Source organism: Monashia sp. HAY1-11D (assembly GCF_056868035.1).
The window spans coordinates 1,462,761-1,483,031 of the sequence record NZ_CP200320.1; the positions used below are offsets into that span (position 1 = coordinate 1,462,761).

At 72.0% G+C, this 20,271-nt stretch carries 18 protein-coding genes; 9 read left to right on the forward strand and 9 right to left on the reverse strand.

The features are described 5' to 3' along the window. The first annotated feature begins 92 nt into the window (after window positions 1-92). Window positions 93-746, forward strand: a complete 654-nt coding sequence (locus AC1VM9_RS06755) for a DUF1345 domain-containing protein (RefSeq protein ID WP_481338934.1) — start codon at window positions 93-95, stop codon at window positions 744-746. A 123-nt stretch (window positions 747-869) separates the two neighbouring features. Further along, the gene (locus AC1VM9_RS06760; protein ID WP_483121932.1) at window positions 870-1,856 is read left to right on the forward strand and encodes an IS481 family transposase; all 987 of its coding nucleotides are present in this window, start codon (window positions 870-872) and stop codon (window positions 1,854-1,856) included. A gap of 27 nt (window positions 1,857-1,883) precedes the next feature. On the opposite strand, the gene AC1VM9_RS06765 is transcribed toward AC1VM9_RS06760, so the two are convergent. The 4 genes from AC1VM9_RS06765 to AC1VM9_RS06780 all read right to left on the reverse strand — a co-directional run bounded on the left by AC1VM9_RS06765 (window position 1,884) and on the right by AC1VM9_RS06780 (window position 4,965). Continuing rightward, window positions 1,884-3,137 (reverse strand): ATP-grasp domain-containing protein, encoded by a 1,254-nt coding sequence (locus AC1VM9_RS06765; RefSeq protein WP_483121934.1) that lies wholly within the window; start codon window positions 3,135-3,137, stop codon window positions 1,884-1,886. Continuing rightward, a complete protein-coding gene (locus AC1VM9_RS06770) occupies window positions 3,134-3,868 on the reverse strand; it encodes an alpha/beta hydrolase (RefSeq protein ID WP_483121936.1) in 735 nt (244 codons plus the stop codon). The genes AC1VM9_RS06765 and AC1VM9_RS06770 overlap by 4 nt, the downstream gene beginning before the upstream one ends. A 135-nt stretch (window positions 3,869-4,003) precedes the next feature. Further along, the gene (locus AC1VM9_RS06775) at window positions 4,004-4,342 is read right to left on the reverse strand and encodes a TfoX/Sxy family protein (RefSeq protein WP_481338938.1); all 339 of its coding nucleotides are present in this window, start codon (window positions 4,340-4,342) and stop codon (window positions 4,004-4,006) included. A 74-nt stretch (window positions 4,343-4,416) separates the two neighbouring features. Further along, window positions 4,417-4,965 (reverse strand): type 1 glutamine amidotransferase domain-containing protein, encoded by a 549-nt coding sequence (locus AC1VM9_RS06780; RefSeq protein WP_481338940.1) that lies wholly within the window; start codon window positions 4,963-4,965, stop codon window positions 4,417-4,419. A 120-nt stretch (window positions 4,966-5,085) separates the two neighbouring features. On the opposite strand from AC1VM9_RS06780, the gene AC1VM9_RS06785 reads away from it, so the two are divergent. The 3 genes from AC1VM9_RS06785 (at window position 5,086) to AC1VM9_RS06795 (ending at window position 8,587) form a co-directional block, all read left to right on the forward strand. Continuing rightward, entirely contained in the window at window positions 5,086-6,768 is a 1,683-nt protein-coding gene (locus AC1VM9_RS06785) for an alpha-amylase family protein (protein WP_483121939.1), read from the forward strand. Between the two features lie 37 nt (window positions 6,769-6,805). Beyond that, window positions 6,806-7,525, forward strand: a complete 720-nt coding sequence (locus AC1VM9_RS06790) for an MBL fold metallo-hydrolase (RefSeq protein WP_483121941.1) — start codon at window positions 6,806-6,808, stop codon at window positions 7,523-7,525. A gap of 75 nt (window positions 7,526-7,600) precedes the next feature. Then, entirely contained in the window at window positions 7,601-8,587 is a 987-nt protein-coding gene (locus AC1VM9_RS06795; protein WP_483121943.1) for an LLM class F420-dependent oxidoreductase, read from the forward strand. Here the strand turns inward: AC1VM9_RS06795 and AC1VM9_RS06800 are convergent. The 4 genes from AC1VM9_RS06800 to AC1VM9_RS06815 all read right to left on the reverse strand — a co-directional run bounded on the left by AC1VM9_RS06800 (window position 8,576) and on the right by AC1VM9_RS06815 (window position 12,191). Further along, a complete protein-coding gene (locus tag AC1VM9_RS06800) occupies window positions 8,576-9,106 on the reverse strand; it encodes a DUF4395 domain-containing protein (protein WP_483121945.1) in 531 nt (176 codons plus the stop codon). The two genes, AC1VM9_RS06795 and AC1VM9_RS06800, sit on opposite strands and share 12 nt — an antisense overlap. Window positions 9,107-9,169: 63 nt before the next feature. Next, window positions 9,170-9,985: a DUF6498-containing protein gene (locus AC1VM9_RS06805; RefSeq protein ID WP_483121947.1), complete on the reverse strand. Its 816-nt coding sequence runs from the start codon at window positions 9,983-9,985 to the stop codon at window positions 9,170-9,172. 58 nt (window positions 9,986-10,043) lie between these two features. Next, window positions 10,044-11,594, reverse strand: coding sequence for an MFS transporter (locus tag AC1VM9_RS06810; RefSeq protein ID WP_483121949.1), 1,551 nt, complete (start codon window positions 11,592-11,594; stop codon window positions 10,044-10,046). A gap of 24 nt (window positions 11,595-11,618) precedes the next feature. Then, a complete protein-coding gene (locus tag AC1VM9_RS06815) occupies window positions 11,619-12,191 on the reverse strand; it encodes a carboxymuconolactone decarboxylase family protein (protein ID WP_483121951.1) in 573 nt (190 codons plus the stop codon). A 116-nt stretch (window positions 12,192-12,307) separates the two neighbouring features. Here AC1VM9_RS06815 and AC1VM9_RS06820 point away from each other — a divergent pair, with 116 nt between their 5' ends. From AC1VM9_RS06820 to AC1VM9_RS06835, 4 genes are all read left to right on the forward strand, one after another. Then, the gene (locus AC1VM9_RS06820; RefSeq protein ID WP_481338956.1) at window positions 12,308-13,105 is read left to right on the forward strand and encodes a deoxyribonuclease IV; all 798 of its coding nucleotides are present in this window, start codon (window positions 12,308-12,310) and stop codon (window positions 13,103-13,105) included. Between the two features lie 109 nt (window positions 13,106-13,214). Next, a complete protein-coding gene (locus tag AC1VM9_RS06825; protein ID WP_483121953.1) occupies window positions 13,215-13,745 on the forward strand; it encodes a hypothetical protein in 531 nt (176 codons plus the stop codon). Then, window positions 13,657-14,121, forward strand: coding sequence for a trypsin-like serine peptidase (locus AC1VM9_RS06830; RefSeq protein WP_483121955.1), 465 nt, complete (start codon window positions 13,657-13,659; stop codon window positions 14,119-14,121). The genes AC1VM9_RS06825 and AC1VM9_RS06830 overlap by 89 nt, the downstream gene beginning before the upstream one ends. Before the next feature lie 88 nt (window positions 14,122-14,209). Beyond that, window positions 14,210-15,010 carry an alpha/beta fold hydrolase gene (locus AC1VM9_RS06835; RefSeq protein ID WP_483121956.1) on the forward strand — a complete coding sequence of 267 codons (801 nt, stop codon included), beginning with the start codon at window positions 14,210-14,212 and terminating at the stop codon, window positions 15,008-15,010. 83 nt (window positions 15,011-15,093) lie between these two features. Here the strand turns inward: AC1VM9_RS06835 and AC1VM9_RS06840 are convergent, their stop codons facing one another. After that, window positions 15,094-20,187 (reverse strand): GH92 family glycosyl hydrolase, encoded by a 5,094-nt coding sequence (locus AC1VM9_RS06840; RefSeq protein ID WP_483121957.1) that lies wholly within the window; start codon window positions 20,185-20,187, stop codon window positions 15,094-15,096. Window positions 20,188-20,271 lie beyond the last annotated feature (84 nt).

The following is a 20,271-nucleotide window of genomic DNA, read 5'->3' on the forward strand; positions in this document are numbered from 1 at the left end:
GGACGGCGGCCTCTCGCTCGACTAGGAGCAGTCATACCCGCGCGCGCGTTTCGGGCATCACGGCCCCAGCCCCCGCGAGTAGCCTCCACGACGTGCCCACCATCCGCCGACGCCTCCTCGTCGCGGCCACCGTCGGTGTCCTCGTCGGGGTCCTCGCGGGGCTCGTGCCCCTCGGCCCGTCCCGCGGGCTGCTCGTCCACCTGCTCGAGGGGTTCGTCGTCGCCGGACTCGTCTTCGCCGTGCCACTGCTCACGCACGTGCTCGGCCACGATGCTCCTTCGACGCGCGAGAAGGTGGCCGGCCGCGACGGCGACGCCGCCTGGTACGACGTGGTCGTCATCGTCGTCGGGCTCGCCAGCCTTTTCGGGGTCGCCGTCCTGCTCATCGCGACGAAGGCGCGCGGGTCCGAGCTCGTCGTCGACGGCGTCCTCGGGGTGCTCGCCGTCGGCGTCGGCTGGCTGTGCGTGCACACCGTCTACGTGCTGCGCTACGCGCGCCTCTACTACGCGAGCCCCGAGGGCGGCCGCCCGCCCATCGACTTCAACATGGACGCCGACCCGGCGTTCAGCGACTTCGCCTACTTCTCCTTCAACCTCGGCATGGCCTACCAGGTCTCGGACACCGCGGTGCGCTCCTCGCAGGTGCGACGCGTCGTCCTCGGGCACACGCTCCTGGCCTACCTCTACGGCACGATCGTCATCGCCTCGACGATCAACCTCGTCGTCGGCATCGGCGGCCAGTCCTAGGTGTACTGACCGGGCACGTTGGTTGAGGGAGTGCGACTTCGCGCTGTGAGCTGCTGACATGGGAGGGCCTCCCGCGGTGGAGTGGAACTGCTCAAGGTTCACTTCGCCAAACAGGAGGCCCTCGTGTCCCACGCTAACGCTGCCCTGACCCCACGCGCCCGGCTCCGGGTGGCCCAGCTCGTCGTCGACCAGAAAGTCCCGATCGTCGAGGTCGCGGCCCGGTTCCAGTGCTCTTGGCCGACGGTCAAACGCTGGGCGGATCGGTACGCCGCGGGGGAGGCGATGAGCGACCGGTCCAGCCGGCCACACTCGATGCCGGCCAAGACCAGCGCAGCGACGACGAAGCGGATCGTGGCACTGCGGCTGCGTAAGCGCCTGGGCCCGGTCCAGCTCGCCGCCCTGACCGGTGTCGCGCCCTCGACAGCGCACCGCGTGCTGCTGCGGTGCCGGCTCAACCGTCTGGCTCATGTTGACCGGGCCACCGGCGAACCGGTGCGCCGCTACGAGCACGAGCACCCGGGCGCGATGCTGCACGTGGACGTCAAGAAGCTGGGCAACATCCCCGACGGCGGCGGCTGGCGCTACGTCGGACGTGCCCAGGGCAAGCGCAACCGGGCCGCGACCCCGGGCAAGCCCAAGAACGTCCACTACAACCCGAACATGGGCCACGCCTTCGTCCACACCGTCATCGATGACCACTCCCGCGTGGCCTACGCCGAGGTCCACGACGATGAGACCGCCACGACCGCCGTCGCGGTCCTGCGCCGCGCGGTCACCTGGTTCGCCGACCGGGGCATCACGGCCCAACGAGTGCTGTCTGACAACGGCGCCGCGTACCGCTCCCACCTGTGGCGCGACACCTGCACCGAGCTGATACTCACGCACACCCGGACCCGGCCCTACCGCCCCCAGACCAACGGCAAGATCGAACGCTTCCACCGCACCCTGGCCGACGGATGGGGATACGCCCGCTGCTACGCCTCAGAACACGAACGGCGAGCCGCTCTGCCAGCATGGCTGCACGAGTACAACCACCACCGACCCCACACCGCCTGCGGGAACAAGCCACCCATCACCCGCTTAACCAACCTGTCGGGTCAGTACACCTAGGGCCGGCGGCCAGTCCCGGGACCGGCGTCAGGCAGCGCTGAGGCGGGCCTTCTCGTCGCGCACCCACATCGAGACCAGCCCACCGAAGTGGGCCATGAACTGGTCGCGCTCGTGGGCCGGGTAGGTCGTGACGACCGTCGCCCGCAGGAGCGAGTCGAACGCGTCGGACTGCACCCAGTCGAGGACGGCGGCATCCAGGTGCGACAGGTGCTCGTCGCACCAGGCCCAGTACGCGTCGGTCTCGAAGTACTCGTCGGCGAGGGCGAGGTAGGCGTCGAGCTTGTCCTCGTCGGACAGGTCGTCGCGGTCGGCCACCTCGAAGTAGCGGTGCATCTCGAGGTCGACGCGGCCGCGGCGTCCGGTGACGAGGCAGTACGCCGACCAGCGCACGAGCGCCTTGATGGCCCACGGGAAGTAGTAGTGCAGCGACGTGACGGCCACGTCGGGGCAGGCGTTCGCGTAGTCGATCGGGTAGACGTCGTCGCCCTTGACGAGCATCTCGGCGGAGTTGAACTCCCACCCGAACATCGCGTTGACGATCCGGCTGATCGCGGCCGCCTGCCGGCCGGCCGAGGGCGTGAGGAAGTCGTAGGACACGGCGTACCGGTTGTGCATCGGCTGCTCGGGCCGGAAGTCCATGACCATCGTCTCGGGACCGATGGACAGCGCCCGCGCGAAGTGGTCGTACTCGACCGTGGCCTGCAGGTGCATGAGCATCTCGCCCGAGTCGTCGTAGGCCTTGACGAGGCCGGCCTCGTCGTCGATCCGCGAGACGCCGCGCCAGCCGCCGCCGTCGAACGGCTTCATGTACATCGGGTAGCCGAGCCGGTTGGCGATCTTCTTGAGGTCGAAGGGCCGGTTGTACTTGGCGCTCGTGTAGGCCCACCGGACGTTGTCGACGGGGTTCTTGTACGGCACGAGCCAGGTCTCGGGAACCTTGAGCCCCAAGCGCATCAGGGCGCAGTAGGCGCTGTGCTTCTCCATCGACTGGAACGTGAACGGGCTGTTGAGCAGGTAGGTGCCGTCGACGAGGGCGGCCTTCTTGAGCCACTCGCGCGGGTGGTAGTACCAGTGCGCGAGCCGGTCGATGACGAGCTCGGTGCGCACCGGCTGGCGCAGGTCGAACGGCTCGATGGTGAGGCGCTCGCTCGTCAGCTGGTGGGTGACGCCGTCGGCCGTCGTGATCGGGCCGACCCGCTCGAGGAGAGCCTCGAACGCTGCGGGCCAGTCCTCCTCGGCTCCCAGCAGCAGTCCGATCAGGTGGTTGCGGGTCTGCGTCATCTGCCTCTCCCTCTCGACGGGCCGGGTGCTCCCGATCCTTGCAGCAGTGTCAACAGGAACGGGTCGAAGGCGGCCTCCCAGTGGCGCCAGTCGTGCCGGCCCGGCACCTCGGCCAGCGTCACGTCGTGGCCGGTTCGCTCCAGCGTCCGCGCCATGAGGCGGTTGTTGGCGAGGTTGCCCTCCTCGGTGCCAGAGGTCAGGACGATCCGCGCGCCGGTGCGCCGCCGTCGCGCCCGGCCCACGGACGCGACGAAGGAGGTGACGCGGTCCCAGTGGACGAAGGCCTCCTCGCCGTCGAGCCGCTTGCGGAAGAACGAGCCGGACTGCAGGAACAGGGCTCCGAAGGTGCCGGGGTGGCGCCACTCGGCCTGCAGCGACGCCAAGGCGCCGAGGCTGGCCCCCATGAGCACCGGAGCCTTCGGCGTCACCCATCCCGCCACGACGCGCGGGAGCACGCAGCCGACGAGCGCGTCGGCCCACGCGGGGTCGGCCGCGTAGCGCTCGTCGCGGGGGCCCGGCTCGAGGAGCACGACCCGGTGCGGGCCGATGCGTCCCGCGTCGGTCGCGCGGCGCAGGGCCGACAGCAGGTGCGCCCGGCGCGAGTACTCGGGGCCGTCGTGGGCGACGAGCAGCGGCAGCGGGTCGCCGCGGCGGGTGCCGGCCGGGGTGACGACGGTGAGGCCGACGTCACCCACCGGGGTCCCGCTCACGGTCAGCCTCGTGCGCGCCATGGGCCGACCCTACGGAGAACGCGACGGGCGGCGGTTCGAGATGACGACCACGACCACGTCCGGGTCAGCGGTCGCGTGCGCGCCCTTCGGCCGGCGACCGGATGGTGGTCGTCATCCGCGACGCCAGCCGGCTGCCTAGGCCTTCCTCGCCTTGGGCGGCAGGGTCGCCACGTGGTCCCGCGCCCGCTCGAGCCAGGCCGACTTCTCGTCGTCGGGCATCGCCGCGGGCAGGGAGCGCCAGCCCTTCATCGGTCGCTCGTCGGGTCCGAACGGGCCGGTGCCGTCCATCGCCTCGAGCTCGGCGAGCGCATCCGGGCCGGGCTTGACGCCGACGTCCTCCCCGAAGAGCCCGGCGTACATGTTGCCGTTGACGAAGGCACCGAGGCTGCCGAACATCGGCTTGACCTCGACGCCGGGACCCTCGGTCACGAGGCCGCGGAAGTGCGCCTTGGCCTCGTCCGTGTGCTTCGGCATCTTCACGCGTCCATCACACCACTCCCGGCGCCGCGCTCGCTCGCGGTCCGGGGTCACCCCGCGCCGTCAGCGGGTCAGGCGGGGTTGGCGGCCGCCCCGTGCTCGAGCACCTCGACGACGGCGCCGCAGAAGTCGGGCAGGTCGTCGGGCTTGCGACTGGTGATGAGGTTGCCGTCGATGACGAGCGACTCGTCCACCCAGTCGCCGCCGGCGTTGCGGATGTCCGTCTGCAGGCTCGGCCACGAGGTGAGCCGCCGCCCGGACAGCACGCCGGCCTCCACGAGGGTCCAGGGGGCGTGGCAGATCGCGGCGACCGGCTTGCCCGACGCGATGAAGTCCCGGGCGAAGGCGACCGCCTCGGGCTGGGTCCGCAGGCTGTCCGGGTTGGCGACGCCGCCGGGCAGCACGAGCGCGTCGTAGTCGTCGACCGACGCGTCGGCCACCGTGACGTCGACGTCCCTCGTGTCGGCCTTGTCGAGGTGGTTGAACATCTGGACCGTGCCGGCCTCGGGGCTGACGACGACCGCCTCGTGGCCGGCGTCGGTCACCGCCTTCCACGGCTCGGTGAGCTCGACCTGCTCGATGCCCTCGCTCGCGACGAGAAAGGCGACCTTCTTGGACACGGGGACCTCCTGGGGTCGGGACGGTCGTGCGGGACCTGTCGCTCGTACCCAGCCGCCGTTGGCGCGTACCCGGTGGTGGGGTACGTGCCTGTAGGTCGGGGAGCCCGTGAGGAGGAGCGCATGAAGCTGAGCCAGACCGGCGACCTGTGGTGGAAGAGCGCGGTCGTGTACTGCGCCGACGTCCAGACGTTCAACGACTCGGACGGCGACGGACAGGGCGACCTGCGCGGCATGACCGACCGCATCGAGTACCTCGCCGACCTCGGCATCACCTGCCTCTGGCTCATGCCGCTCTACCCGACGGCGGGTCGCGACGACGGCTACGACATCACCGACTTCTTCGGGGTCGACCCGCACCTGGGCGACCACGGCGACTTCGTCGAGCTCGTCCGCACGGCCAACGCCGCCGGCATCCGGGTCATCGTCGACTTCGTCATGAACCACACGAGCGACCAGCATCCCTGGTTCAAGCAGGCCCGGCGCAGCACGGACGCCCCGTACCGCGACTACTACGTCTGGTCCTCGAAGAAACCGCCGTCGACGAGGAAGGAGGTCGTCTTCCCGGACGCCGAGGACAGCATCTGGGAGCTCGACGAGCGCACCGGCGAGTGGTACCTGCACCACTTCTACCGCACTCAGCCCGACCTCAACGTCGCGAACCCGGCTGTGCAGGAGGAGATCTCGAAGACGCTCGGGTTCTGGCTGCAGCTCGGCGTGGACGGCTTCCGCGTGGACGCCGTCCCCTTCCTCTTCGCTCGCGACGGCGTGCCCGGCGTCGAGGACGACGACGCCTTCGACCCCGACCGCTACCTCGGTGACGTCCGCGCGTTCGTCCAGCGCCGCAAGGGCGCCGCCGTCCTGCTCGGCGAGGTCAACCTGCCCTACGAGCAGCAGGTCACCTTCTTCGGCGGGCCCGACGGCGACGGGCTGACGATGCAGTTCGACTTCAACGGCATGCAACGGCTCTACCTGTCCCTCGCCCGGGGTGAGGCCGGCCCGCTCGCCTCGGCCCTGCGAGAGCGTCCCACCCTGGACGAGACCAGCCAGTGGGCCAACTTCGTCCGCAACCACGACGAGCTGACGCTCGACAAGCTGTCCGAGGAGGAGCGTCAGGAGGTGTTCGAGGCCTTCGGGGCCGACGAGGAGATGCAGCTCTACGGCCGTGGGCTGCGGCGCCGGCTGCCCACGATGCTCGGCGGCGACCAGCGTCGCATCCGGCTCGTCTACTCGCTGATGTTCTCCCTGCCCGGCACGCCGGTGCTCTTCTACGGCGAGGAGATCGGCATGGGCGAGAACCTCGCCGTCCCCGGACGGCTCTCGGTGCGCACGCCGATGCAGTGGTCCACCCAGCCGAACGGGGGGTTCTCGAGCGCGCCGGCTCGTCGCCTCGCCCGCCCGCTGCCGGACGGGCTCTACGGACCCGAGCACGTCAACGCCGTCGAGCAGCGCAAGGACCCCGGCTCGCTGTGGTCCTTCGTGCGCCGGCTCGTGCGCACGTACCGGCAGATGCCGCAGCTCGGGTGGTCGACGGTCGAGGTGCTCGACCACGACCAGGCGGCGGTGCTCGCCCACGTCTGCCACCGCGACGACTGGCGGATGCTGGCCGTGCACAACCTCGGCCCCGACTCCTGCGTCGTCACCCTCACCGTCGACGACCCGCCACCGGACGCCGTCCTGCGCGACGTCCTCGCGAACGACGCCGACGTCCCACTCCCTGCGGACGGACGCGTCGAGCTCCCGGTCGAGGGCTACTCCGGACGCTGGCTGCGGGTCCTGCGCCCGGGCGAGGAGTGCTTCGTCTGAACCGGCCGGGGCCGCCCGCCCCCACTACGCTCGCCGCATGACCCAGGACCTCGTCGTCCCCCTCGCGCCGGGCGTGTGGCGCATCCCCCTGCTGCGCGACCTCGTCAACGGCTTCGCGTTCCGCGACGAGGACGGCCAGGTGACGCTCGTCGACATGGGCGTCCGGAGCAGCGGGCCCAAGGTGGTCGCCGCCCTCGGGGCGATCGGGTCCGGCCCCTCCGACGTGACGCGCCTGCTGCTGACCCACGCGCACCCGGACCACGCCGGTGGCGCGGCGCACGTCGCCGAGGCGACCGGGCGCGGCTTCACCGTCCACACCGAGGATGCCCGGTTCGCGGCAGACGGGTCCTCGCCGCCCCGCGACCCCCGCTTCCTGCTCGGCCGCCTCTTCCAACGCTTCTCGCGCCCCGGCCGCGACTTCGCACCGGTCGCGGTCGAGCACGAGATGCACGACGGCGAGGTGCTGCCGATCGCCGGGGGCCTGCGCGTCGTGCACACGCCCGGTCACTCGCCCGGCCACGTCTCCCTGCTGCACGAGCCGACCGGCGTCCTCGTCACGGGGGACGCGATCTTCAACGTGCGCGGGCTCCGGTGGCCGATCAAGGCCTTCTGCACCGACTTCCGGATGACGCAGCAGACCGCCCACCGCCTCGCCGAGCTCGACTACGACGTGGCCGCGTTCACGCACGGCGCCGAGCTGCGTGAACGGCCGCGCGAGGCCATCCGCACCTTCCTGCTGCGGCACGCGCGCGCCTGACGCGACCTCGGACACCGCACCGGCTCGACGTCGGGCCGACGGTGTGGCGCTCGGTTCGAGGGGTACGACGCGCCCGTGACCACCTTCGGATACACCCTCATGACCGAGCAGAGCGGCCCCAAGGACCTCGTGCGCTGGGCGGTGGCTGCCGAGCAGGCCGGCTTCGACTTCGAGGTGTGCAGCGACCACTACTCGCCGTGGCTCACCGAGCAGGGCCACGCGCCGTACGCGTGGTCGGTGCTCGGCGCCGTCGCCCACGCCACCGAGCGGGTCGGGCTCATGACCTACGTCACGTGCCCGACGATCCGGTACCACCCCGCCGTCGTGGCCCAGAAGGCCGCGACCCTCCAGCTGCTGGCCGACGGGCGGTTCACGCTCGGCCTCGGCAGCGGCGAGAGCCTCAACGAGCACGTCGTCGGCGAGGGCTGGCCCGGCGTCGTGACGCGCCAGGACATGCTGGCAGAGGCGATCGGCATCATCCGCGAGCTGCACACCGGTGAGCTCGTCACGCACCACGGCGAGTACTTCGACGTCGACTCCGCCCGCATCTGGGACTGCCCGGACGGCGGCGTGCCGATCGCGGTCGCCGTCAGCGGCGACCGGTCCATCGCGCGGCTCGCCCCGCACGCCGACCACCTCGTCGCGGTGCAGCCGGACGCGGAGACCATCTCGACGTGGAACGGGACCGAGGGCGCGCCCCGCATCGGCGACGGTGCCCGCGCGGTCGGCCAGGTCCCGGTCTGCTGGGACCCCGACGAGCGGACCGCGGTCGAGCGGGCGCACCGGCAGTTCCGGTGGTTCGGCGGCGGCTGGTCGGTCAACAGCGACCTGCCGACGCCGGCGGGCTTCCGCGGCGCCACCCAGTTCGTGCGCCCCGAGGACGTCGCCGCGTCGATCGCGTGCGGTCCCGACCTCGACCGCATCGTCGAGGCCGTCAGCCCCTACTGGGAGGCGGGGTTCACCGACATCGCGCTCGTCCAGGTCGGCGGCGACGCGCAGGAGGAGTTCCTGTCCGACGCGGCGGGCCCGCTGCTCGAGAAGCTGCGCGCGTCAGCCGGTTGACTCCCGCTCGGCGAGCAGACGCTCGCGGCGCTTGGTGATGTCCGCGCACTCGATGCAGATCTCCTCCGGCACGAGGCCGACGCGCATGAGCCCGGAGAAGAGGATGCAGCCGACACAGATGCCGAAGACCGACTCGAGGAACGGGAAGACGACCATGACCGCGCCGATCGCGACGAGCCCGACGTGTGGCCCCGAGGACCCGATCGCCGCCCCGAGGAGCCAGAGCGCGGTCGCGGCGAGCGTCATGACGGCGCCGATGCTCGCCGCGAACCGCTTCGGCGTGCCGGCCGTCGGCTGCTTGGCCGCCCGGACGGCGGGTCGGATCCACCGCCGGACGAGCTGCGCTGCCGGGCTGGCCTGCGGTCCGAGCGCCGCCCGCAGCGTGAAGTCGACGGCGAGGACGGCGTAGAGCCACCACTGCTGCGTCGACAGCGCGACGGCGCCGACGACGAGGACGACGGCGGCCACGAGCCGCACCGTCACGTCGTCGACGACCGCGGGGAAGCGCGAGGAACTCATGCCTGCATTATGACCTCCATAAGGCTGACTTATGCAAGCCGGTGGTCGGGATGCGACCCGGCCTCACCGCGTGGACGCGTGCTCCTTCGCCGGGGGCGTCACCCGTGCCCCAGCCGCGACGCCCGACCGCCGGGCGAGGGCGACGTGCTCGAGCAGGTGCAGGACGAGGTCGAGGCCGGTCTTGCACCCGACGAGCAGGGCGACCGCCCCCGCGTCGCGGGCGGTCGGCCCGTCCGGTCCTCCGAGGAGGAGCAGGCCGGCGAGGACCGTGACCTGCAGGAGAGCCGTCCGCGGGTACGGGACCGCCCCGACGCGGGCAGGGTCGGCGAAGGCTCGCTCGCGCCGGCCGAACCAGTTGAGCCCGACGGACAGGAGGTGGCTGAGCAGGATCACCCCCGAGGTGGCCACCCAGTCGAGCGGGCCGCCGCGCAGGCCGGCCAGGACGGCGAGGACCACCGCAACCGCGCCGTGGACCACGGTGAGGACCCCGAAGCGCAGGGCGAAGGTGACCGCGTCGGCCGGGTCGCCGCTGACCCACGTCTTGGCTGCGAGCCACCGTTCGAGGCCGGCGAGCCGCGACCCGCGCGGAGGACGGGGCCGGCCCGCGGGTCCCGGCTGGCGGCCGCCGGACGAGGGGTCGCGCCGACGCGTCGAGGTCAGCAGCCTCACCGTCGTCGTGAACCAGACGACGACGGTCTCGAACCAGTACACGAGCAGCACGTCGCCCATCCCGAGGCGCCCCTCGAGCACGGCCCAGAGCGGCAGGAGGTTCGCGCCGACGAGGATCGCCGCGCTCAGCGTCCGGGCCAGCGGGGAGGGCAGGCGACGGCCCAGCCGGGCCATGAGCTCGACGCCGAGGATGCGCAGGAGGGCGGTCACGGGCGCCCATCGTGCCATGGGCCCGTGACCGCCACCTGTCGAGAGGGTGGACGGCAGGTCACGCCGAGCGGAGCACCCGCAGAGCGCACCACGCGCAGACGACGAAGAGGGCGGCGCCGACGCCGGCCACGACGTTGAGGCTCGTCGTGAAGGCGGTCTGTGCGGCGGTGACGAGCTCGCGGGCGGCGTCCGCGGGCAGCGTCGACGCCGCCTGGACGGCCCCGGCGAGGGAGTCGAGCGCCGACGCCGTGGCGCCCGACGCGTGCCCCGCGGCGTACGGGGCGAGCTCGTCGCGGTAGACGAACGTCGCGAGGGAGCCGAGGCCGGCCACCCCGATGGCGATCCCGAACTCGCCCGACGTCTCCGACATCGAGGCCACCGAGCCGGCCCGCTCCGGCGGTGCGGACTGCATCATCACGCCCATCGTCAGCGTCGAGGGCAGCATGATCCCGAACGACGCGAGGCACATCCCGAAGACGAGCAGCCCGAGCCCCGCGGCGGCACCGACCTGCGTGTACAGGGCGAGGCCGGCCGCGCACACGAGCAACCCGTAGGCCATGCTGCGCGCGGTGCCGAGGCGCCGGGCCACGCGGGCCGAGGTCGACGAGCCGACGAGCAGCGCGAGGTTGGCCGGCAGCATCCACAGGCCGGCGCCGAGCGGCGACAGGCCGGCGACGAGCTGGAGCCACTGCGAACCGAGGAACGACACCCCGGCCATGACGACGCCGCCGACGAGCATGACGGCCAGCGCCACCGAGAACGCCCGGCTGCGGAAGAGCGCGAGGTCGACGAGCGGGTTGGCGATCCGGCGCTGGCGACGGACGAACAGGACGCCCATGGCCAGGCCCGCGGTGATCGTCGTCGCGGCGAGCGAGACGCTGCCGCCGCGGGCGATCTCCTTGAAGCCGTGGATGACCGGCAGGATCGTCGCGAGCGACAGGACCGAGCTGAGCACGTCGACGCGGGCGCCCGCGTGACGCTCGGACTCGGGCAGGACGCGTCGGCCGACGAGGACGAGCAGCAGCATGAACGGCACGCCGAGCAGGAACGCCGAACCCCACCAGAAGTGCTGGAGCAGGACACCGCCGACGAGCGGGCCGACGGCCATGCCGCCCATGAAGCACGAGTACCAGACGCCGATGGCCGTCATCATCTGCTTCTCGTCGTGGAAGATCGTCCGGACCAGGCCCATCGTCGAGGGCATCAGGGTCGCGCCCGCGATCCCGAGGACCGCCCGCCAGACGATGAGCTGGCCGGGGCTGCTCGCGTAGGCCGCGCAGGCGCTCGCGACGCCGAAGGCGACCGCGCCCACGAGCAGCAGCCGCTTGCGGCCGATGCGGTCGCCGACCGCACCCATCGTCACGAGGAAGCCGGCCAGGACGAAGCTGTAGATGTCGAGCATCCACAGCTGCTGGGTCGTGCTCGCGTGCAGGTCAGCGGACAGCTCCGGCAACGCGAGGTAGAGGACGCTGACGTCGAGCGACAGCAGCAGGGCGGTCAGCGCCAGCACGCCGAGGGCGAGCCACTGGCGGCGCGTCGGCGTGCTGGCGGAGGTGCTGGCCGTGGTGGTGGCCGTGGTGGTGGTCTGGGGCTCGGTGATCGTCGTCATGCCCTCACGTCGATCACCGAACCGTCATTTCGACACGGCCTGCGCCATCGGGGCCAGGCCGCACGATGTGGCGAAGCCCTCCGACTCGATGCCGAGCGCGATGTTCGAGCGGGTCGTGAGGTTGGCGAACCCGATCACCGTGGTCAGCTCGACGAGCCCCGCCGGGCCGAGCTCGCGAAGCAGGTGCGCGACGAGCTCCTCGGACGGCTCGGGCGGCGTCTGGCTCATCGCCTCCGCGTACTCCATGACCGAGCGCTCGAGCGGCGAGAACACGTCGGACTCGCGCCACCTCGGGATCTCGCGGGCCTTGTCGACGTCGAGGCCCTGGTTGTAGGCCATGAAGTAGTTGAAGTCGAGGCACCACGAGCAGCCGAGCATGGCGGCGACGGCCATGTGCGCGAAGGACTTGAGGCCCTCGTCGCACTCGTGCGCCTTCTGGATCTTCTGGCCCAGGCCCATCGTGGCCCGCAGCAGGGGCTGGTGGTGCCACATCACGCCGAGCGACTCGGGGACGCGGCCGAACAGCTTCGTGCTGAACCGCTTGACGAGGGCGCCGTAGGGGCCGGTGATCTCCTTGGCGGGGATCCTGGTGGTCATCGTGTCCTCCTGTGGGTGGTGGGAACTCGTCCGTCGACAGGTGGACACCCGGCGGCGCAGATGTGTGACATCGGCCTGCACGACGCGTCGTCGGCACCACCGCCTACGCTCGGGGGATGGCCCTACACATCGGTGCGCACGTCGACCAGGAGGACCCGATCGCCGAGGCGAAGGCCCGGGGAGCCTCGCTCTCGCAGCTGTTCCTCGGCGACCCGCAGAGCTACAAGGGCCCGGTCGTCCGGTACGCCGGCGGCGCCGAGGCGCTCAAGGCGGACGCCGCGGCCGCGGGCATCGACCTCTGGGTGCACGCGCCGTACCCGATCAACGTCGCGAGCCTCAACAACCGCATCCGCATCCCCGGCCGCAAGCTGCTCCAGCAACACCTCACGGCGGCCGCCGAGATCGGCGCCAAGGGCGTCATCGTGCACGGCGGGCACCTCGGCGCCGACGAGGACGCCGCGACGGGCTTCGACAACTGGCGCAAGTGCATCGACGGCCTCGACCTGCCGGTGCCGCTGCTCATCGAGAACACCGCGGGCGGCGACAACGCGATGGCGCGTCGGCTCGAGGCCATCGCCCGCCTCTGGGACGCCGTCGGGCAGGCCTCCGGCAGCGAGAACGTCGGCTTCTGCCTCGACACCTGCCACGCGCACGCCGGCGGCAACGACCTCGGCAGCGTCGTCGACCAGGTCCGCGCCATCACCGGCCGCATCGACCTCGTCCACGCCAACGACTCCCGCGACGAGTTCGACTCCGGGGCCGACCGGCACACGAACTTCGGCTCGGGCCACATCGACGGCGACGCGCTCGCCGACGTCGTCCGCGCCGCCGGCGCACCGGTCGTCTGCGAGACCCCGGGCGGTGTCGCGGGGCAGGCCGCCGACATCTCGTGGCTGCGCGACCGGGTCGGGTGACCGTTTCCTGACCCGAACCTGACCCGCGGGGGACCCTTCTGCCCGTACCGTGCTGGCTAGGACCGTCCTCGGGGGATCGTCCGGCGGCCGATCCGTCCCAGGAGGCTCCATGCGCAGGATCAGCTCACTCGTGGCAGGTGCCCTCGGCGCCGGCGCCCTCGTCCTCTCGCTCACGGCGGCCCCGGGGGCCACCGCCTCCGGCACCGGGCACGCCCCGACGCGCGGCACCCCGACGCCGCACCCGGCGGCGACGACGCCGGCCGAGCAGCAGCGGGTCCTCGCCTACTGGACGACCGCCCGCATGAAGAGCGCCATCCCCCGCGAGAACACGTACGTCGCGGCGAAGGGCAAGCCCGGCGGCGGCACGAGCGGCGCGCAGGCGGTGCAGGTGCCGGCCTCGCCGCTGTTCGGCAAGGTCTTCTTCACCGAGAAGGGCCTCAACTACGTCTGCTCCGGCACGGTGACCCAGAAGCTCGAGCGGCTCGCTCGTCACGACCGCCGGCCACTGCGTCAACGAGGGCCCGGACGCCTACGTCACCAACTTCGCCTTCGTGCCCCAGTACGAGAATGGCGTCCGTCCCTACGGGACGTTCACCGCGGCATCGCTGCTGACGACCGACGCCTGGCGCACCAGCGGTGACTTCAACCACGACATCGGCTTCGCCGTCATGAACCCGCTCGGCGGCAAGACCCTCTCGGCGACCGTCGGCGGCTCGTACCCGATCGCCTTCAACCTCGGTTACGGCCGCACCTTCGACGCGTACGGCTACCCGCAGGCCAGCCCCTACGACGGCCAGACGCTGTGGCGGTGCAGCGGCCCGACGACGATGGACACCCGCGGCTCCACCGACAACCGGCTGCCGTGCAGCATGACCGGCGGTTCGTCCGGCGGCGGCTGGATCACCGGTGGGCAGCTCAACTCGCTCAACTCGTTCGGCTACCGCGGCGAGAAGGACGTCATGTACGGGCCCTACTTCGGCACCGTCGAGCAGAGCCTCTACACGCAGGTCGACTGAGGGGCGGGGCGGCCCCGCCTGACGCGCCGCACCGGTCGCGTCAGGCGTGGTCGCCCGCTCACACCCGGACGGCTGCGAGACTCCTGGCGTGGCACCCCCCGACCGACCTGCCGACCCACCTCCCGACGGTGAGTCGCTCGTCGCCCTCCGCGGCGCCGACGTCCTCGTGCGCACGTGGTCCCGACGGAGCTCCGCGGCGGCCCCGGCGGCGGCCCCGACGGCGGCCCCGGCGGCGGCCCCGACGGCGGCCCCGGCGGCGGCCCCACCCGTGCTGCTGCTCCACGCCACCGGTGAGTCCTCGCTCGACTGGGCCCGCGTGGCCGCCGACCTGCGGACCGACCGGTCCGTCGTCGCGCCGGACGCCCGCGGCCACGGCGGCAGCAGCCGTCCGGGCTCCTACCGCCTCGAGGAGATGGCCGCCGACGCGGTCGCCGTCGCCGGCACCGTCCCGGCCCTCGCCGATGCCGACGCCTACGACGTCGTCGGGCACTCCATGGGCGGCCTCGTCGCGCTCCTCGTCGCGGCCACCGAACCCCGACGCGTCCGTCGGCTCGTCCTCGAGGACGTCCCCCTGCCGTACCCGCGCACCCCGAACCCGCCGGCCCGGCCGGACACGGACCCCGGGTTCGACTGGCAGATGGTCCTGCAGGTGCGGGCGCAGATCGACGACCCCGACCCGGGGTGGGCCGACGTGGCGCGCTCGGTCCGCTGCCCCGCGCTCGTCGTGTGGGGCGGGCGGTCGAGCCCGATGCCGGCCGAGCACGTCGCCGAGCTGGCCCGGACCCTGCCCGCCGGGCGTCTGGTGCGCGTGGACGGCGGCCACCTCGTCCACGCCACCGACCCCGACGGCTTCCTCGCCGCCGTGCGACCGTTCCTCGCTGCGGACTGACCCCGCTCGGCACGGGCGGCCGGCCCGCCGACGGCTCGTGGCCGTCGACGGGCCGGTCGGTCCGACGTGCTGGGCCGGTCGCGTCAGCGCACCGTGACCGTCAGCGTCCCCAGGACGTCGGAGCGGGAGTCGGACACGAGCACCCGCACCCGGTAGGTGCCGGCCGTGGCCCACGTGTGCTTCCCGCTGATCGTGGCCACGCCGTCGGCACCCGGTGCCGAGACCGTGGCGTCCTCCGTGACGGTCCCGTCGCCCCACTGGACGCGGGCCGTGTACCGGCCGTCCGGCACACCGCCGCCCACCGAGCAGAGCGCGACGTCGGTGGCCGCACCCGCCGAGGCCGACACGTCGGCACCCGGCTTCACCTGCATCGCCGAACCGTTGTCCGCCACGGCGAACACGTGGATCCGGCCGGCCGTGGCCGGGTCACCGGTCTGCGTCGGCAGCGTGACGGACCGGACCGTCTTGCCCGACGGGATGTCGAGCGGGGCGGTCGCGAACAGCGTGGCGTGGCAGCTGTCCGTGCTCGTGCCGTTGAGGCGGTAGGCCATCTGGATCGCGACGACGTTGCCGAACCGGGGCGAGCCGCACCAGTCGCCGTACTGCACCGGGTAGCTCGTGGTCGAGCCGTCGGTGAAGCGCACCGTCGCGGTGGTGTCCTGGTCCCTCTGCGTCGCGGTGCCGATGAGGGACAGCTTCGTCGCACCCGGCGCGAGCGAGACCTCGAGGGTCTGCCCGGCGCCCGTCGCGTTGTCCTTCTGGCCCACCGGGATGCCCGGCATCGAGAACCTCAGGTCCGTCCCCGGGACGGTGAGCAGCGTGCCGGGCACACCGCCCGCCGCCGCGAGCGCCTCACGGGACAGGCCCGCCCGGTCGCCGTCGCACGGGACGGAGTCGCCGACGTTGCCGAAGCAGACCGAGTCGAACCCGGCCGCGTACGAGGGCACCGACGCCGTGTGGACCGTGGCGCCGCCGAGGGCGGAGCCGCTGTCGTTCGCCGTCGTCACCGTGACCTTCGGCTGGTAGTAGCCCGGCTCGGCCCACGTGTGGCTGCCGCGGACCGTGAAGGACCCGAGGTCGCCGGCCGTGATGGTCCCGTCCGAGCTCGAGCCGTCACCCCAGGCGATGGTCGCCGTGGCGGTGGCCGACGGGTCCTGGCCCTGGCCGACGCCACCGGAGAAGGTGCCGACGGTGCCGGTCCACGCGGTGTCCTCGGACGTCTCGAACGCCGGACCGGCGGTGACCTTGATGCCGGTGTTCTCCGCCTTCGAGCCGTCGGTGAGGAGCTCGACCTCCGAGAGGTTCGGCGCCGCCGCCCCCTTCGTCGCCGTGACGACGAGACGGTAGGAGGTGTAGGTGCCGGTGTCGGCCAGCCGGAACGGACGCGTCTGCACCCGCCACGGGAAGGACTGGTCGGTGCGCGTGTCGAGCGTGCGCCACGTCGTGCCGCCGTCCTTGGACCCCTCGACGCGCCACGCGGACGGGTCGCCCGCGGCCGGGCCGGAGGTGATCGTGTACCACGTGGCCCGCTGCCCGACGCCCGACAGGTCGAACGTGACGGTCGGCGTGGCCGAGGCGAACGCGGCAGAGGTGCGCGACGTGTCGTCGAAGAGCTTCGCGGCCTCGGCACCGTCCGCGAGCCCGGTTGCCGACGCGGTGCCACGACCCGGACCGGTCATGTCGCGCAGTGGCTTCGGGGCCTCGGTGCCCGTCGTCAGCGACGGCGGGGCGTCCTGGGCCCGGGCGCCGAAGTCCGACGGCGCGGACCCCATCGCGAAGTCGAGCCGCGTCGGACCGGCCAGCTGCGACTGGTCGACCGAGACCGACTTCTGCTTCTGGCCGTCGACGGTCAGGCCCTGGACGTAGAGGTTCTTCTCCGAGTTGCCCGGTGCGTTGACGACGAGGTCGCCCTGCGTGCGGTGCACCGTGACCTGCGAGAACTTCGGCGAGCCGACGGCCCACTGGGACGAGCCGACCTGCAGGGGGTAGAGGCCGAGCGAGGACAGGACGTACCACGCCGACATCTCGCCGTTGTCCTCGTCGCCGGGGTAGCCCTGGCCGGTGTCGGTGCCGACGTAGAGACGGCGCAGGATCTCGCGGACCTTCTCGGCCGTCTTGTACTGCTGGCCGGTCCAGTCGTACATGTACGCGATGTGGTGCGAGACCTGGTTGGACTGGCCGAGCTGGCCCATCCGGACGTCCCGTGCCTCGAGCATCTCGTGGATCGTGCCGCCGTACCCGCCGGGCTTCGTCGCGGTCTCCGGCGTCGCGAAGAACGTGTCGAGCTTCTTCGCGAGGGCGTCGCGACCGCCGTAGAGGTTCGCCAGACCGTTGCCGTCCTGCGGCGCGTGGAAGGCGAAGTTCCAGCCGTTCGTCTCCGTGTAGTCGCCGCCCCACGCCTCGGGGTCGAAGGTCGCCGGGAAGCTGCCGTCGGGCCCCCGGCCCTGGAAGAACCCGACCTTCGGGTTGAAGGTGTTGACGTAGTGCGTGGCCCGCTCGAGGAAGTACTGCGACTCCTCCTTCAGCTGCGCACGGCGGTCTGCCGGGGTGGCCGGGTCCGTGGCCAGCTTGGCCGCCATGTTGCCGATGCCGGAGTCGTTGACCAGGCCCTCGAGACCCCACGAGACCGACTCGCCGGTGCTCGTGCTCGTGTAGCCGAGGAAGATCGAGGTGTCGAGGCCCTTGCGGCCCACGGCGCTCGAGGTCGGCAGGACGGTCGCGTTCTTCAGCGCGGCGTCGTAGGTGCCGAGCGCGTCGGGCAGCTTGACGCCCTTGACGTACGCGTCGGCGAAGGCGACGTCCGAGCTGGTGCCGGTCATGAGGTCCGCGTAGCCCGGCGAGCTCCACCGGGCGACCCAGCCGCCGTCGCGGTACTGCTGGACGAAGCCGTCGGCGATCTCGGCCGCCACCTCCGGGTAGAGGAGGCTGTAGGCCGGCCACACGGTCCGGTAGGTGTCCCAGAAGCCGTTGTTGACGTAGACCCTGCCGTCCTTGACGGCGGCGTTGGTCGTCGTCGCGGTTGCCGAACCGGACTTGGCTGCAACGGGGCTCGCGTACTGGTACCGGGGTGCCGTTGCAGTGCCGGTGTTCTCGAACTGGCTGTTCGGGTAGAGGTTGAGCCGGTAGAGGTTCGAGTACAGCGTCGTGCGTTGCGTGTCGGCGTCCGTGTCGGCGTTGGTCTCGACGCCCACGACGCCGAGCCGGTCGTTCCACGCCGTGTTCGCGGCCGCGTGGACGGCGTCGAAGTCGCGGGCGGCCAGCTCGAGCGCGTGGTTGCGCCTCGCCTGGTCGAGCGAGATGAACGACGTGGCCAGCTTGAGAACGACGGTCTTGTCCGTGCTCGTGTCGAACGAGGCGTAGCGCGTGCCGGCGTGCCCGTTCGGGGCGGTGCCCGCGGCGGTCGCGGGCCGGTCGAAGGTGCCGTAGACGAACATCCGGCTGCGGCCGGCGGACAGGCCGCTGCCGTTGTCGACCCAGCCGGTCACCATGCCGGCCGCGGCGTCGACGGTGAACGTGCCGTTGTCGTCGACGGTGTCGAGGACGAGGCTGCCCTTGGCCGTGCCGGACGGGAAGGTGAACCGGTAGACGCCGCCGTGGTCGGCCGGCGTCATCTCCGACACGAGGCCGCCCTGGAGCACGGCCCTGTAGTAGTCCGGCCGGGCCACCTCGGTCCGGTGGTCGAAGGTGAGGGAGCGACCGGACGCGCTGCCGGTCGGGATACCGGTCGTCGCCGACGGCATGACCGACAGCTGGTTGCGGTCACCCATCCACGGGCTGGGCTCGTGCGAGATCGCCAGGCCCTGCATCACCGGCAGGTTCGAGGCGTTGTTGGCCGACTGGTAGTAGTACTCCCACGACTGCGAGTTCGCGTTGGTCACGGGGGTGAAGAACGTGAACCCGTTGGGCAGCGCGCTGATCGGCAGGTTGTTGCCGCGCGAGAAGCTGCCCGACGCGTTGGTGCCCCGACGCGTGTCGACGAAGTTCGTCAGGTCGGACGCGTCGACCGCGGCCGGGTGGGCCGCGACGTCGAGGTCGTCGATCCAGCCGCCGAAGCGGGTGTCCTTCTTCGCCGTGTCGTTGTCGTAGCCGACGAGGATGCGGTCGATGGTCTTGCCGGCGGCGACCCTGCCGACGTCGACCGACACCGAGTTCCACTGGTTGGCGTAGAGGATCTTGCCCCTGCCCTGGCCGTTCGGGCTCGCCGCGACACCGTTGGCGTCGGTGGCCTCCAGGTCGGACAGGTACGTCCCGTCGGTGAAGCGCAGGTCGAGCGCGCTGTACGTCGACGGGTAGCTGAGGTCGCCCGCGACCATGTCGGGGAAGACCTTGTAGGACAGGCGAGTTGCAGGGTTGACGGGAAGGTCGACGTCGAACAGGCGGTTCCAGGCGTAGCCGCGGCCGTCGGCGGTGTGGCCACCGGAGTAGCGCAGCGCCCTGACGCCGGTCCAGCCGACGAGGGGCTTGATGTTGAAGCCGGAGATCGGCCCCGAGCCGACCTTCGTCACCATCGGCGTCGCCGGACCCGTGCCGGTCGAACCGTCGGAGATGTCCCAGTCGGCCAGCTGCACGATGCCGCCCGAGTGCACGGCGGTCACGTCGAGCCGGTAGTACGCGTAGCTGCGCGGGGTCGCCACCGAGAAGGTCCGCGTCGCGAACCGGCCCGAGAAGTCGATGCCGGTGCGCCGGTCGAGGTCGGTCCACGTCGTGCCGTCGGCCGAGCCCTGGAGCGTGAAGTCCTTCGGGTCGCGCTCGGGCGCGTCGTTGGCCGACGTCAGCGAGTAGCGGACCACCGTGGCCGGCGACGCGAGCTGGTAGCGGACCCAGCCGCTCGGGGCGAAGGCGAGCCACTTCGTGTCGGGGTTGGCGTCGGCGAGGTTCGCCGCCACCTCACCCGGCGAGTTCTCGGCACTGGCAGTGACGGCCGTGACCTGCCCGAGCAGGCTGCCGTCGACGCTGACCGTGCCGGTGACGTTCTTCTGCCGGGGCCCGTCGGGACCCACCTCGACCGTCGAGAACGCCGGCTGGGGGTCGCCGGCCTCGAAGGAGGTCGTGAAGCTGCCTGTGGTGTCGGCGGGGGCCGCCGCTGCGCGGGGCGGTCCGGCGACGGCCCCCATCGTCGAGGTGACCAGGAGCGCCATGGCGACGGCGCCTCTCTGGATCCCAGGTGTCAAACCCATCGGTTCCTCCGTGCTCGTCCTTGAGCTGAGCGGTGCAAGACCCCGCGAGACTTGCCCCGGGGGACGAGTGTCGTCAACGGTGCA

What these genes read in the sequence shown, in the direction of transcription:
- AC1VM9_RS06765 (WP_483121934.1), bottom strand. Translation starts at nt 3,137, where the DNA reads ATGACGCAGACCCGCAACCACCTGATCGGACTGCTGCTGGGAGCCGAG.
- AC1VM9_RS06770 (WP_483121936.1), bottom strand. Translation starts at nt 3,868, where the DNA reads ATGGCGCGCACGAGGCTGACCGTGAGCGGGACCCCGGTGGGTGACGTC.
- AC1VM9_RS06775 (WP_481338938.1), bottom strand. Translation starts at nt 4,342, where the DNA reads ATGCCGAAGCACACGGACGAGGCCAAGGCGCACTTCCGCGGCCTCGTG.
- AC1VM9_RS06785 (WP_483121939.1), top strand. Translation starts at nt 5,086, where the DNA reads ATGAAGCTGAGCCAGACCGGCGACCTGTGGTGGAAGAGCGCGGTCGTG.
- AC1VM9_RS06790 (WP_483121941.1), top strand. Translation starts at nt 6,806, where the DNA reads ATGACCCAGGACCTCGTCGTCCCCCTCGCGCCGGGCGTGTGGCGCATC.
- AC1VM9_RS06800 (WP_483121945.1), bottom strand. Translation starts at nt 9,106, where the DNA reads ATGAGTTCCTCGCGCTTCCCCGCGGTCGTCGACGACGTGACGGTGCGG.
- AC1VM9_RS06810 (WP_483121949.1), bottom strand. Translation starts at nt 11,594, where the DNA reads ATGACGACGATCACCGAGCCCCAGACCACCACCACGGCCACCACCACG.
- AC1VM9_RS06815 (WP_483121951.1), bottom strand. Translation starts at nt 12,191, where the DNA reads ATGACCACCAGGATCCCCGCCAAGGAGATCACCGGCCCCTACGGCGCC.
- AC1VM9_RS06820 (WP_481338956.1), top strand. Translation starts at nt 12,308, where the DNA reads ATGGCCCTACACATCGGTGCGCACGTCGACCAGGAGGACCCGATCGCC.
- AC1VM9_RS06825 (WP_483121953.1), top strand. Translation starts at nt 13,215, where the DNA reads ATGCGCAGGATCAGCTCACTCGTGGCAGGTGCCCTCGGCGCCGGCGCC.
- AC1VM9_RS06840 (WP_483121957.1), bottom strand. Translation starts at nt 20,187, where the DNA reads ATGGGTTTGACACCTGGGATCCAGAGAGGCGCCGTCGCCATGGCGCTC.